The organism is Parafrankia soli (assembly GCF_001854695.1).
Lineage (GTDB): Bacteria > Actinomycetota > Actinomycetes > Frankiales > Frankiaceae > Parafrankia > Parafrankia soli.
Map to the genome: position 1 here is coordinate 1 of NZ_MAXA01000244.1, position 12,253 is coordinate 12,253.

Genomic DNA, 12,253 nt, shown 5'->3' on the forward strand with positions numbered 1-12,253 from the left:
CCAACGGAGACGACCGCCCGTACCGCTCCAGGAACCCGAACGTCGACAACGGCTCGAAAATCGACGTCCACACCGTGTTGTAGTTCACCGACGACGCCATCACCGCCACCAACGCCTCACCCGGCCCCAACTCCGGCGTCGCCACCTCATCCACATGCAACGACTCCCGCGGGTCCTTCTCCCGCGACACCCGCCCCTCGAACATCCCCACCTCGTCCTTGCGCACCACCACACCCCGGTACGACTCCGGCACCGCCAACGCCCCGAACTCCGCCCGCCGCTCCGGCGAACGCCCCCCACCAGCCATGATCGCTTCGAGGATCCGCTTCATTCTCGATCTACCTCCGGCGTCTGTCGGGTGCCCGGTGGCGGGGCTCCGCCGCCCGGCGTGGTGGACGACCCGCAGGTCGGCGGGCCAGGAGAACTGAGGGGTGTCGGCGTGCCGCGCGACGCGATAGAACTTCTGGGACAACCTTGGAGGGTCGGCGCGCGTCAGACTTTGCGTGACCGCGCCCATGACAGTCGTGGAAGGGTGGCGGCCCGTGCCTGCGCGGAGCGACGCCGCCCGTAGCGCCGTCGCGCGGGACGCCGACGCCGCTCTGACGGCGTTGTACTCCGAGCACTACCGATCCCTCGTCCGTCTCGCGGCACTGCTGCTGGATGACATCGGGTTGTGCGAGGAGGTCGTGCAGGACGCCTACATCCGGGTGCACGGTGCCTGGGGTCGGCTCCAGGACCGGGACAAGGCCCTGGCCTACCTCCGTCAGACGGTGGTCAATCTCGCACGGTCCACCCTCCGGCGTCGACTGGTCGCTCTCAAGCACGCCCCCAAGCCGATGCCCGACGCCGCGAGCGCCGAAGAGGGGGCCTACTCTCTGGTCGAGCGGGCCGCCGTCGTCCAGGCACTGCGGGAGCTGCCCAGACGGCAACGGGAAGCGGTCGTGCTCCGCTACTACGCGGACATGTCGGAGGCTGACGCCGCCGCGGTGATGGGCTGCAGCGTCGGGTCGGTGAAGGCCTACACGTCACGGGGGCTGGCGGCACTGAGCGGCAAGCTGGAGGGCCTGCGGTGAGCAGCGGGCTCGAACCGGAGGAGCTCACCCGCCTGCTGCGGGCGGCGGTGGAGCCCGTGCGGGCGTCCCCCGACGCGCTGCACCGCATCCGGGCCGGGGTGGAGCGCCGCCGCTGGTGGCGCCTGCCGCTGATGGCCACCGGTGGCGTGGCGATGGCCGCCCTGATCGTCCTGGCCATCGTCGCGGTCCGGCCGAAGTCGTCGAACCAGCAGGTCGTCGAGCCTGCCGCACCGCCGCTGGTGTCCTCGGTGCTCTCCGAGACCAGCCGGCCGGCCACCCCGTCCACCGGGGGGTCTGGCGGCTCGAACGGCGGCAACGGCGTCCCCGGCTCGACCAGGCCGCCGCGGGCGACGTCCAGCCCGTCGGTGGCGGCGACGACCCCGCCGTCCACCGTGAGCCCGTCGAGCCCGCCCGCGAGCTCGACGCCGGGGCCTGGCGGCTCCGGTGCTGCGGACCTGCCCACCCCCGTTACCCGGCCGGCGGGCGCCAGCGACGTGGACGGGGACGGGATCGGCGACCAGGTCCGGGTCAACGAGACGACCTCGAAGATCGAGGTGACCCTCTCCCGCAGTGGCAGGACCACCAGCGTCGACCTGCCCGGCCTGCAGCTCCCGACGGTTCACGCCGTCGTGGACGCGAACGTCGACGGCTTCGCCGAGATTCTGGTCCGCACCGCGACCCGCGACGGCATCGAGGAGTACACGATGCTCCGCTACGCCGCGCGGGACGTGCTCGCGCCGGTCACCCTCGGCCCCGGAGTGCGCCTGTCCGCCGGCCAGCGCGACAACGCCGGCTTCGGCTTCGGCTGCGACGAGACCGGGATGCGGCTCGTCGCCGGCACGTCGTCGACCGTCGGAACGGACTTCCAGGTCGTCACCACCCCGCTCCAGCTCACCCTGGAGGGGCTGGTCACGGCCGGGCAGGGCACGACCACCCAGATGCCGGCGTCGGGCGCGAACAGCCAGTTCCGGGCATCCTGCGGCGTCTTCTCCTGACCGGTCCGCCCACCGGTCCGTTCTTCCTGACCGGTAGGCCGACGGCCCGTTCGTCCTGACCGTCGCCGTGGTTCGCCGCCGCTCCTCCCGGCCGCCGCTCCTCCGGGCGCGGCGGGCGATGTTCGTCACACAGGGCCGCCCTGGGGCTGTTCCGGCGGGTGGCACCCCCGGCGCGTCCACCAAGATCACGTTATTGTTGCTGGGAGAGTTTTGTTCTCCCCACCCGTCCGGCTGTCGTGGCCGGCGGAACGCGGTCGCGGCACATCGCGGGGGTAGCCTCGCGGCATATCGCGGGGGTAACCGTGCAGGGCCGGTGCCGCGCGAGCCGGTACCCGTGACCTAGGAGGCGTCCATGCCTGGTTCTGTCATCGTGGCCGGTGCGCGCACCCCGATCGGCAAGCTCTCCGGCGCCCTCAAGGACTTCACCGCGGTCGACCTGGGCGGTATCGCCATCCGCGCCGCGCTCGAGCGGGCCGGGCTGGCCGGCGACGCCGTCGACTACGTCATCCTGGGCCAGGTCATCCAGGCCGGCGCCGGCCAGGCCGCCGCCCGCCAGGCCGCCGTGAAGGGCGGCATCCCGATGACGGTGCCGTCCACCAGCATCAACAAGGTGTGCCTGTCGGGCCTGAACGCCATCTCGCTGGCGGACCTCTACATCTCCAGCGGTCAGTACGACGTCATCGTGGCCGGTGGCATGGAGTCGATGACCCGCGCGCCGCACCTGCTGCCCGCGCTGCGTGGCGGCGTCAAGTACGGCGACACCACCCTGACGGACTCGATCGCGGTGGATGCCCTCACCTGCGGGTTCGACCAGGTGTCGATGGGTCTCGCGACAGACCGGTACAACTCCCGCTACGGCATCACCCGCGAGGAGCAGGACGAGTTCAGCGCCCGGTCCCATCAGCGGGCCGCGGCCGCGGCGAAGAACGGCCTGTTCGAGAACGAGATCGTCCCGGTCGAGGTGCCCCAGCGCCGCGGCGACCCGATCGTCGTCAGCGCGGACGAGGGCGTCCGGGCCGAGACGACCGCGGAGAGCTTGGCCAAGCTGCGCCCGGCGTTCGACAAGGCCGGCTCGATCACCGCCGGCTCGGCCTCCCAGATCTCGGACGGCGCGGCCGCGGTCGTCGTGACGAGCCGGGCGAAGGCCGAGGAGCTGGGCCTGCCGATCATCGCCGAGGTGGGCCACCACGGCTACGTGTCCGGCCCGGACTCGTCCCTGCACTCCCAGCCGTCGAACGCGATCCTCGCCGCCCTGGCGAAGGAGAAGCTGACCCCGGCCGACCTCGACCTCGTCGAGATCAACGAGGCGTTCGCGGCCGTCGGCATCCAGTCGATGCGCGAGCTGGGGATCGGCCCGGACATCACCAACGTCAACGGCGGCGCGATCGCGGTCGGCCACCCGGTCGGGATGTCCGGCACCCGGGTCGCGCTCACCCTCCTGCTCGAGCTGCAGCGTCGCGGCGGCGGCATCGGCGCGGCGGCGCTGTGCGGCGGCGGCGGCCAGGGCGACGCCCTGGTGCTGCGCGTTCCGGCGTGAGCTCGGGCTCCGGCGTGAGCGCGGGCTCCGCCGGGGTCGCTCCAGCCGGGCGGGCGCGCGCCGCGCGCCCGAGCCCGGCGGAGCTCACCACCGCCGCCCTGGCCGGTGACCGGCGCGCGGTGGCCCGCCTGATCTCGCTCGTCGAGGACGAATCTGCCGCCCTGCGCGAGGTGAGCGCCCTGCTTGCCCCGCACACCGGCCGCGCCCGGGTGATCGGTCTGACCGGGGCTCCCGGGGTGGGGAAGTCGACGTCCACCTCGGCGCTGGTCGGCGCCTTCCGGGCTCGCGGGCTGCGGGTGGGCGTGCTCGCGATCGACCCGAGCTCCCCGTTCACCGGCGGCGCGCTGCTGGGCGACCGGGTCCGGATGGTCGAGCACGCCACCGACCCGGACGTGTTCGTCCGCTCCCTGGCCACCAGGGGCAACCTCGGCGGGCTGTCCTGGGCCACCCCACAGGCGCTGAGGGTCCTCGACGCGGCCGGCTTCGACATCGTGCTGATCGAGACCGTCGGTGTCGGCCAGGCCGAGGTGGATGTCGCCTCGCTGGCCGACACCACGCTGGTCCTGCTCGCCCCGGGCATGGGGGACGGGATCCAGGCGGCCAAGGCCGGCATCATGGAGATCGCCGACATCCTCGTCGTCAACAAGGCCGACCGTCCCGGCGCCGACCACACCTACCGCGACCTCGTCGCCGCCGTCCGGATGGCCGGTGGCAGGGCGGTCGGTGGCACGGCGGCCGGTGGGGAGACGGAAGCCGGCTGGCGGCCCGAGGTCGTGCGACTCGAGGCCGCGACCGGGAAGGGCGTGCCGAAGCTCCTGGACGCGATCGAGCGCCACCACGACTGGCTGCGGGCGTCCGGTGAGCTCGAACGCCGCCGGCTGCACCGCGCGGCCGAGGAGATCTCCCAGATCGCCCTGGCCGGCATGCGGGCCCGGCTGGGCAGGCTCAACGGCGCGGCCCAGCTGGCCGACCTGGCCCGCCAGGTCACCTCCGGCCGCCTCGACCCCTATACCGCGGCCGCCACCCTCCTGGCCGCCATCCCCGACCCCCACCTCCCGCGCTCCGGGTGACGCGACGGTCAGCTGCCAGGGCGGCCAGCTGACAGCCGGCCGCCCTCCAGGCGTCAGGCGGTGGTGAGCTGCGAGGTGGCGGCGATCAGCGAGGTGACGTCCAGCGGCATGCCGAGGACCTGTACGGCGCCCGCCCGGCGCAGGCGGGTCCACTCGTCCGGGTCCACCTCGGTGGTCAGCACCAGGGCGGGGACGGTGCCCGCCACCGGGTCCGCGGCCAGCCGGGGGAGGAGGTCGACCGCGGTCACGTCCGGCAGGTCGCGGTCGAGGAGGACCAGCGACGGGCGGGCCCGCCGGATGGCCTCGACCGCGAGGGCCCCGCGCGGCACGCTGATGGTGTCCGCCCCGAGCGCGCTCGCCAGGGTGTCGCTGACCAGGGCGCGCAGCCCCGGGTCGCCGCTGACATGGACCACGCGAAGGCCACCCGGCTCGAGCTGCCCGTCGCCCATGAAGTCGTCCGGGTCATCCTCGGTGTGGTCGTAACGGACGTCCACGGCGTCCAGGACGACCGCGAAGACGCTGCCCACCCCGGGCCTGCTGGCAACCGTCAGAACACCGCCCATCGCCGTCACAAGGGCGTGGGAGAGGGCCAGACCGAGGCCGCTGCCCTCGACTCCGGTGTCCTCGGCCCCGAGGCGCTCGAACGGCCGGAACAGCCGGGACAGCGCGGACGGGGACAGCCCGATCCCGTCGTCCTCCACCTCGATGCGGATCCGTGAACCGGTGACCGGGACCACGCCGACCCGGACGTTGCCGCCCTCCCGGCCGTACTTCAGCGCGTTGCCGACCAGGTTCAGCAGGACCTGCCACAGCCGGCGGCGGTCCGCGTCGGCGATCAGCGGCCGGGCCGGATGGATGATCCGCCGGATCCCGCGGCGCTCGGCCAGCGGCTCGACCAGCTCGACCACGCCCTGGACGATGTCCAGCACGTTCACCGGCCCCTTGTTGATGTCACCGCGCCCGGCGCGCAGCCGCGCCAGGTCGAGGACGTCGTCGATCAGGGCCTGCATGTGGCGGCCGCCGGTGATGATGCGCTCGACGTCCTCGTGCAGGTCGGGCGTGAGCGGTTCGAGCTCGAGGAGCTGGGCGAACCCGAGCATCGCGTTCAGCGGTGTGCGCAGCTCGTGGCCGAGCCGCGCGACGAACTCGTCCTTGGACCGCGACTCGGTCTCGGCGGCCCGGCGGGCACGCGCATCGACGGTGTCGCGGGCGACGATGACCATCCCGCCGGCCGGGTCCAGCCGCGCCGTGACCGTGTACGGCGCGGTCGTGCCGGCCAGGTCGATCAGCGAGACGGTGCCCCGCCACACGCCCGTCCGGGCCAGTGCCTGCGACACCGGGCCGGCGAGCTCGACCCGGCACGCGGGATCGACCACGTCGGACAGGTCGTGCAGGTGCGGCGCCGTGCCGATCCGGTCTCCCACGAACGCGCGCGCGGCCGCGCCGAGTTCGAGGACACGCCCGTCACCGCCGACGACCACCACCAGGTCGGTCAGCGTGTCGAGCAGGGTACTCAGCCCCACCTAAGCCTCGTCTGCCTCGTCATAAGTCTGCATCCACCCCACGGCGGGTCATGGTAGGGCGTACCGTCAGCGCGCGTTGTCCCGGGTTTGGTGAACTCCGGTCAATTCTCACCTAGCATCAACATCCCGTGACGGGTTCGTCGCGAAAAATGGCTCTCCGGTCGGGTGGGCACCCATGGTTCGACTCCGCGTGGAACCAGCACGGACCTCCGTGTCCGCAGCGCGAGGCATGGTAGGCCTGTCCACATGCTTGTTGCCTTCAGCGTCACTCCCATCGGTCTCGGCGAGGACGTCTCGGCTCCGGTCGCCGAGGCGGTCCGGGTCGTACGCGACTCCGGCCTGCCGAACGAGACCAACGCGATGTTCACGATCATCGAGGGCGAGTGGGCCGAGGTGATGGACGTCGTACGGCGGGCCACCGAGGCCGTGGCGGCCCGGTGCGGACGGGTGAGCCTGGTACTCAAGGCTGATCTACGCGAGGGCGTGAGCGACGCGCTGCACGCCAAGGTCGCCAGCGTCGAGCGCCACCTGGCCGGCGGCTGAGGCCGGGCGCGGGGTCTCCGGGTGTCCGGGTGTTGCCGCCGGGGTGACCACGCGCGGAAAAGTGGCCCGGGGGCGTCCTGACCGCGACCGCCGGGTGTAACGATGGAGACATGCAGCGGAGGTCACCTGTCCCACCCGGCTCGCCGCGCAGGGGCGGGCCGGGCAGTATACCCGACACCCTCGGCGGCCTACGGCTCGCCGGTGCGGTTCCCCTAGACCCGAAGCCGGCCCAGCCGCCGGCGCCCCCGGCCGGCCGGGCCGGCCCCGGCAGCTCTCCCGGCGGCGCGGCGCCCGCCGGTGCGGCCGGCCCGGTCGTGATCGACGTGACCGAGGCGACGTTCGCCGAGGACGTCGTGAACCGTTCCATGCAGGTTCCCGTGGTCATCGACTTCTGGGCCGAGTGGTGCGGGCCGTGCAAGCAGCTCAGCCCCGTCCTGGAGCGCCTCGCCGCCGCCGACGGTGGTCGCTGGGTGCTCGCCAAGGTGGACGTCGACGCCAACCCCGGTCTCGCGCAGGCCGCGGGCGTGCAGGGCATTCCCGCGGTCAAGGCGGTGGTCGGCGGCCGGATCATCGGAGAGTTCACCGGCGCGGTCCCCGAGCGGGAGGTGCGCGGCTGGCTGGACCAGCTCCTGAGCGTCGTCGGGGAGGCGATGGGCGGGCTGCCGGGGGCGGGAGCCGAGGGCGGCCCCGCGCTGCCGCCGAACATCGCCGCCGCGGAGGACGCGATGGCCACCGGCGACCTGGACGCGGCGGCCGCCGCCTACCAGGCCCAGCTCGCCGAGGCCCCCGGGGACGCGGATGCCACCCTCGGCCTGGCCCGGGTGGAGCTGCTGCGGCGGGTGCGCGGCTACGACCCGGCCTGGCTGCGTCAGCGGCTCTCGGAGAACCCCGACGACGTCGAGGCGGCGCTCGCGGTGGCCGATCTGACCATCGCCCAGGGCGACCCGGCCACCGGCCTGGGCCGCCTCGTCGACCTCGTCCGCCGCACCTCGGGCGACGACCGGGAGAAGCTGCGGGCGCATCTGGTCGGGCTGTTCCAGGCGCTGGGCGACGGCGAGCCGGCGGTCGCCCCGGCCCGGCGGGCCCTCGCCGCCGCCCTGTTCTGAGCACGTCTGTCTGACACCGCTGTCACCGCGGAGCCGCGGTGTGCCGCCGGGGAGGCCGAGTCCGACGAGGACCGGTCGCCCCGGCGGGGCCCGGATGTCAGGCCTCGGGGTCGGACCGCGCGCCGTCTGCCGGCTCGCCGGCGGTCAGCTCGTTGTCGGCCTGCCCGTCGGCAGAAGGTCCGTCGCCGGCAGGTCCGCCGTCAGCCGGCTCGTGCACGAACCAGACGGTGCCCAGCGGGGGAAGTGACAGGGCCGCCGAGGCGGGCAGGCCGTGCGACGGGTCCGCCACCGCGGTGATCCCGCCGAGGTTCCCCATGCCGCCGCCGCCGTAGTCGAGCGCGTCGGTGTTGAGCACCTCGCGCCAGCGGCCCGGAAACGGGAAGCCGAGGCGGTAGCCGACCTGGCCGACGCCGGCGAAGTTCGTCACGCACGCCAGCGCCCGCTCGCCGTCCTCACCCCAGCGTACGAACGCGAAGACGTTGTTCTCGGCGTCGCTGGCGTCGATCCACGAGAAGCCGCTCGGATCGGAGTCGCGCTCCCACAGGGCCGGGATCTCCCGGTAGGTGTGGTTGAGGTCGCGGACCAGGCGGGCCACCCCGCCGTGCCCGGCCTCGCCGAGCAGGTGCCAGTCCAGCGAGGTGGCCTCGCTCCACTCGTTGTCCTGGGCGAACTCGCAGCCCATGAACAGCAGCTGCTTGCCGGGGTGCGCCCACATGTAGCCGTAGAGCGCCCGCAGGTTGGCCAGCTGGGCCCGGCGGTCACCCGGCATCTTGCGCAGCAGCGAGCCCTTGCCGTGCACGACCTCGTCGTGGCTGAACGGCAGGACGAAGTTCTCGGAGAACGCGTACATCAGCGAGAACGTCATCTGGTGGTGGTGGTAGGTGCGGAACAGCGGCGCCCGCGACGAGTAGTCGAGGGTGTCGTGCATCCAGCCCATGTTCCACTTGAAGCCGAAGCCGAGGCCCCCGAGGTGGGTCGGGCGGGTCACGCCGGGCCAGGCCGTCGACTCCTCGGCGATCATCATCGCTCCCGGCACCCGCCGGTAGACGGTCGCGTTGACCTCCTGCAGCAGCGAGACGGCCTCCAGGTTCTCCCGGCCGCCGTGCGCGTTGGGCACCCACTCGCCCGAGGGCCGGGAGTAGTCGAGGTAGAGCATCGAGGCGACGGCGTCGACCCGCAGCCCGTCGACGTGGAACTCCTCCAGCCAGTACAGCGCGTTGGCGACGAGGAAGTTGCGCACCTCGGACCGGCCGAAGTCGAAGACGTAGGTGCCCCAGTCGGGCTGCTCGCCGCGGCGCGGGTCGGGGTGCTCGTAGAGCGGGGTGCCGTCGAAGCGGCCCAGCGCGAAGGCGTCCCGGGGGAAGTGGGCGGGCACCCAGTCGACGATCACGCCGATCCCGGCGGCGTGCAGCGCGTCGACGAGGTGCCGGAACTCGTCCGGGCTGCCGAAGCGGGACGTCGGCGCGTAGTACGAGGTGACCTGGTAGCCCCAGGAGCCACCGAACGGGTGCTCGGCAACCGGCAGCATCTCGACGTGGGTGAAGCCGTTCTCGCGCACGTACTCGACGAGCTGCTCGGCCAGCTCGAGGTAGCTCAGGCCGCGCCGCCACGAGGCCAGGTGCACCTCGTAGATGCTGACCGGCGCGGCGTGCCAGGGGATGCTCGCACGCCGCTCGAGCCAGGCCGCGTCGTCCCAGGTGTAGCTCGACTCGTGGACCACGCTGGCGGTGGCCGGGGGCTGCTCGGTGGCGAAGGCAAGCGGGTCCGCCTTCTGCCGCCACACGCCGTCAGAGCCGAGGATCTCGTACTTGTAGCGGGTGCCGGCCCCGATACCGGGGACGAACAGCTCCCAGACGCCCGACGAGCCCAGCGAGCGCATCGGGAAGCCGCGGCCGTCCCAGAAGTCGAAGTCGCCGACCACCCGCACACCGCGGGCGTTCGGCGCCCAGACCGCGAAGCTGACCCCCGCGACTGTCCCGGCGCCGCCGCCCGGCCCGCGGTCGAGGCGGCGCACGTGCGCGCCCAGGACGTGCCAGAGCCGCTCGTGACGTCCCTCTCCGATCAGGTGCAGGTCGATCTCGCCGAGCGTCGGCAGGTGCTGGTACGGGTCGTCGACCACGTGGGTCGAGTCGGGGTAGGTGACCTCGAACCGGTAGTCGGGGATGCCGCCGGGCACGGCGACGGCGAAGATCCCACCGCTTTGCAGCCTCGTCATCGGGTGGCGCGTCCCGTCGACGAGGACGGTGACGGCGGTGGCGTCGGGGCGCAGCGCGCGGATGAGTGTCCAGCCCCGGGTGGGGTGCGCGCCGAGCACGCCATGCGGGTCGTGGTGCGCGCCGCCGGCGAGGCGGTCGAGCACCTCCCCGGGCAGTCCCAGCGGGGGCGCGCTCGCCGGGTCCGGTGTGCCGGTCGGTTCCGGGGCACCGGCCGGGCGGGCCGCGGCGGCCGGGTCCGGAGCACCGCTCGGGGCCGCCGGATCCGCGCCACCGGTCCTGTCCGCGCCACCGGTCCTGTCCGTGGCGCCGGTCCTCTCTACAACGCCTGGCCGGTCCACGACGGCGGTGTCGGTGAACCTCGACAGGTTCACCGAGTCAGGGCGCCCGTTCACGGATCCGGTCCGCCTCGTGTCGTCGGGGTCGTCCACTCCGGCCACCTGTCCTTCTCTCGTCGTCGAGATCGCGTCCCACCCAGGCGCCCCCGGTGGGTTTCGTCGTGTCGCTCAGGGCGCGGGGAGCGCTGTTCGCTCAGCGCACGGGGCGTTTGTCCACTCAGGGCGCGGGGAGCTCAGTGGGTCGCCCGCCGGTCAACCGTTCGACCGAACGCAGCGGGATGCTGATCCAGCCCGGCCGGTGGCGCGCCTCATAGAGCACTTCGTACACGGCCTTGTCGAGCTCGAGACCACGCAGGACGGCGCCGCCGTCCCGGGGGTCCGCGCCGGACACCGCGCCGTAGCCGCGGCAGAAGGCGTCCCGGTTGCGGTCGGCCCACTCCAGCRCCCGGTAGGCCAGCGACGGCTCGTCGGAGCGCTCGAGCAGCATCGACTGGGCCGCGTAGTCGAACGACCGGAGCATGCCGGCGATGTCGCGCAGCGGGGATTCGAGCAGGGTCCGCTCGGGCACCGGCCGCGCCGGCTCACCCTCGAAGTCGAACAGCACCCAGCCCGACTCCACCCGCAGCACCTGGCCGAGATGCAGGTCGCCGTGGATGCGCTGGAACGGCGCCGCGTGGTCGGCGCGGCGGACCTCGTCGTAGGCGGTCCGCAGTGCGGCCTCGAACGGCGCGAGCTCCGCCACGGCCGCCAGCGCGGCGTCGAGCCGGCTGTGCAGGTAGTCGGCGACCTCGCCGAGCGCGGCGGCGTCGGCGGGCCGGGTCGGCAGCGCGGCGGCCAGGTCGCGGTGCACCTGGGCGGTCGCGGCGCCCAGCCGCTCGGCCTCGGCGGCGAAGTCGCCGCCCACCTCGTCGGCGTGCAGGTCGCCCTCGGCGTAGAGGTCGCGGACGCTGGCCAGGGCCAGCAGCCAGCCCTCGGCGCCGGTGCGCAGGAAGTCCTGCATGAACGCGAAGGTCGTCGGGACGCCGGAGAGCTGCCCGCTCAGCCAGGCCACCGGCCGGGCCACGTGCTCGCTGCCGGCGCGCGCCAGAACCCGGGTGATCTCCAGATCGGGATTCGTCCCGGGCCACAGGCGGCGGAAGACCTTCAGGATGTAGGCGTCGCCGTAGACGATCGAGGTGTTCGACTGCTCGGCGCCGACCGCGTGCGCGGGCAGGTCGTCCAACGACTCGACCGCCGTCGCGGTCAGCCCCTCGCGGCTCGCGCCCCGGCGCAGGTAGTCCAGCAGGGCGGCGCTTCCGTCGGAGTCGTGCAGGCCGTCGTAGACCAGGCCCACCGACGACTCGCCGATGAGGAACCCCTCGTGGCCGAAGGGGGCGTCCGGCCGGATCACCACCGGGACCTGGTAGTGGTCGGAGAGGCCGCCGTCGTCGTAGCGGACCTCCACCACCAGCAGGTGCATCGCCGCCTTCACCGCCGCGTCGAGGCTGAGGCGGACGTCCTGCCCGACGCGCAGCCTCCCGCCCGGCCGGCCCTTGCCCGCGAACCAGCGCTGCCTGGGCAGCCAGTCCGAGAGCAGGGCCGTGAGCTCGGAGTGGTGGTCCGTCATGCCCGACCTCCCTGCGCGTCACTTTTCACTTCGTCATCGGCGTCGAGCCGCCCCGCCGTGTTCCGCGGCTCTCCTCCGGCCTGGGTGCCGCCCGGAATGTGGAGAACCGCGCGGCACCGGAGGAGTGAATCCTGGCGTCGTCCGGCCCGGAGATCAAGACCGAACCGACCGGGTTCGGCCCGGTTCGGTTCCGCCCGGACACACCGCGCGGGCGACGCCAGCCGTACGGCGCGTCCAGCCGCATGTCCT

The 12,253-nt window shown here is 73.4% G+C and carries 9 protein-coding genes and 1 pseudogene; 6 read left to right on the forward strand and 4 right to left on the reverse strand.

The genetic code is table 11. From position 1 onward, the window contains the following. Nucleotides 1–331: pseudogene (locus BBK14_RS35960) on the reverse strand (crotonyl-CoA carboxylase/reductase); the annotation flags it as partial. 184 nt (nt 332–515) lie between these two features. On the opposite strand from BBK14_RS35960, the gene BBK14_RS26635 reads away from it, so the two are divergent. From BBK14_RS26635 to meaB, 4 genes are all read left to right on the forward strand, one after another. Next, the gene (locus BBK14_RS26635; RefSeq protein WP_050796088.1) at nt 516–1,073 is read left to right on the forward strand and encodes a SigE family RNA polymerase sigma factor; all 558 of its coding nucleotides are present in this window, start codon (nt 516–518) and stop codon (nt 1,071–1,073) included. Then, on the forward strand, nt 1,070–2,068 hold the full coding sequence (locus BBK14_RS26640; RefSeq protein ID WP_071065990.1) for a hypothetical protein: 999 nt from the start codon (nt 1,070–1,072) through the stop codon (nt 2,066–2,068). Before BBK14_RS26635 ends, BBK14_RS26640 begins: the two co-directional genes overlap by 4 nt. A gap of 352 nt (nt 2,069–2,420) precedes the next feature. After that, complete coding sequence (locus BBK14_RS26645; protein WP_071065991.1) at nt 2,421–3,605, forward strand: acetyl-CoA C-acetyltransferase; 1,185 nt, start codon at nt 2,421–2,423, stop codon at nt 3,603–3,605. Beyond that, the gene (gene meaB, locus BBK14_RS26650; RefSeq protein WP_420849197.1) at nt 3,602–4,675 is read left to right on the forward strand and encodes a methylmalonyl Co-A mutase-associated GTPase MeaB; all 1,074 of its coding nucleotides are present in this window, start codon (nt 3,602–3,604) and stop codon (nt 4,673–4,675) included. Before BBK14_RS26645 ends, meaB begins: the two co-directional genes overlap by 4 nt. Before the next feature lie 53 nt (nt 4,676–4,728). On the opposite strand, the gene BBK14_RS26655 is transcribed toward meaB, so the two are convergent. Further along, on the reverse strand, nt 4,729–6,198 hold the full coding sequence (locus BBK14_RS26655; protein WP_071065992.1) for an ATP-binding response regulator: 1,470 nt from the start codon (nt 6,196–6,198) through the stop codon (nt 4,729–4,731). Nucleotides 6,199–6,444: 246 nt separating this feature from the next. Here BBK14_RS26655 and BBK14_RS26660 point away from each other — a divergent pair, with 246 nt between their 5' ends. Then, nucleotides 6,445–6,741, forward strand: a complete 297-nt coding sequence (locus tag BBK14_RS26660) for an MTH1187 family thiamine-binding protein (RefSeq protein ID WP_020458684.1) — start codon at nt 6,445–6,447, stop codon at nt 6,739–6,741. 110 nt (nt 6,742–6,851) lie between these two features. Beyond that, entirely contained in the window at nt 6,852–7,847 is a 996-nt protein-coding gene (locus tag BBK14_RS26665) for a tetratricopeptide repeat protein (protein ID WP_071065993.1), read from the forward strand. A gap of 97 nt (nt 7,848–7,944) precedes the next feature. On the opposite strand, the gene glgB is transcribed toward BBK14_RS26665, so the two are convergent. Continuing rightward, nucleotides 7,945–10,491, reverse strand: coding sequence for a 1,4-alpha-glucan branching protein GlgB (gene glgB / locus BBK14_RS26670; protein ID WP_071065994.1), 2,547 nt, complete (start codon nt 10,489–10,491; stop codon nt 7,945–7,947). 124 nt (nt 10,492–10,615) lie between these two features. Then, nucleotides 10,616–12,004, reverse strand: a complete 1,389-nt coding sequence (locus BBK14_RS26675) for a maltokinase N-terminal cap-like domain-containing protein (RefSeq protein ID WP_071065995.1) — start codon at nt 12,002–12,004, stop codon at nt 10,616–10,618. Between the last annotated feature and the right edge of the window lie 249 nt (nt 12,005–12,253).